Genomic DNA, 1256 nt, shown 5'->3' with positions numbered 1-1256 from the left:
AGCGGCGGCATAGGAGAGAAAGCAATAACAAATGCAGAAATGAGAGCAAAGAGAGTTTTTCAAAAGCCCAAAACGACGAAAGGCCGCTATAAAAGCGACCTTTCTATGTATGGTACCGGTGGGCGGACTTGAACCGCCACTCCCGAAGGAAACGGATTTTGAATCCGTCGTGTATACCAATTTCACCACACCGGCATCTTTAGGCTATCGCCTTTCGATGCTTGGCATTATACGTAAGCTTTTCGGTTGTGCAAGAGCAAAGATGAATAATTACGTTTGTCTAAGTTTTCGCCACAAATGAACACAGTGTGCTCTAGCTCTCTTTTCTTCATAGGGTTGAATCTATATCCTGACGCACAATTTGAATGGTAAGTGAACGATGATGACTACAACAACAATTACCGCCTGCTGGGCTTTTTCGTCGTCCTTGCGGCACTTTTTTTATGACGCTTTGATTATTATTGCTTTAGAAATGATGGCGGCCGGAGTCGTGATGGCCATCCTGGTTTGCACTGAATGGGATGGSYTTGATCAGTTATGGCGAATATGTGGATGCCGTCAGATTTAACTCAGCCGACACCCAAATCATCAGCCCTACTCTTTAACTTTCTATCTTGCCGCTGTAGTGGATCTACTTCTTAGTCTATTTTTGGACTCAAGCAGGCCAAAMSGCTTGGAATGCGAGCATGGAAAGATTCAAGTACGTAACACGATGGCTTCGATGATTTACCATCAACTCAAGCTCTAAATACGCATTGCCACTTCTGCATTTTGGTTTGGCAAATTTCACTGTACCAATCGACCCGAAGAAAAGGGGTTTTCACGACATTTGGGCCAAAACGGAAGTCGTTTTGCTTCCTAAAGTAAGATAATCCCAAGCCGATCAATCTAGGCGCTCGAGTTAAAGACACAATAAAAAATGGAAGGCATATTGCCTCCATCTTTCTTTTCTTCGCAAGTTCAATCCCATATTTATTGCAGTTTTCGGTTCAACAACATCACTGCAACGATAAAGAACACAATAACTCGGAGCCACTGCGCCAAACACTGGTGGAATACCATACACCAACGTCAAAGGCCCAAAGAACTCGCTGGAAATGWTAAAAGCAAAACCCGCAATCACACCTGAGATCACTCTCGCCCCATAGTGACACTTCGAAGCGGACCAAATACAAATGACAATGCCATCAACATCATCACTGCAATCGAAATGGGCTGAGTCAACTTACGCCAAAACGCTAACTCGTAGCGAGAAG

At 44.1% G+C, this 1256-nt stretch carries 1 tRNA gene and 1 pseudogene; both read right to left on the bottom strand.

Annotation, left to right across the window (positions count from 1 at the left end):
- Positions 1–110 precede the first annotated feature (110 nt).
- A tRNA-Leu gene (locus CIK04_RS25195) sits at positions 111–195 on the bottom strand.
- Positions 196–972: 777 nt separating this feature from the next.
- Positions 973–1256: pseudogene (locus CIK04_RS25185) on the bottom strand (LptF/LptG family permease); the annotation flags it as partial.

This window comes from Vibrio sp. 03_296 (genome assembly GCF_002265885.1).
This window is presented reverse-complemented; position numbering and strand designations above follow the sequence as displayed.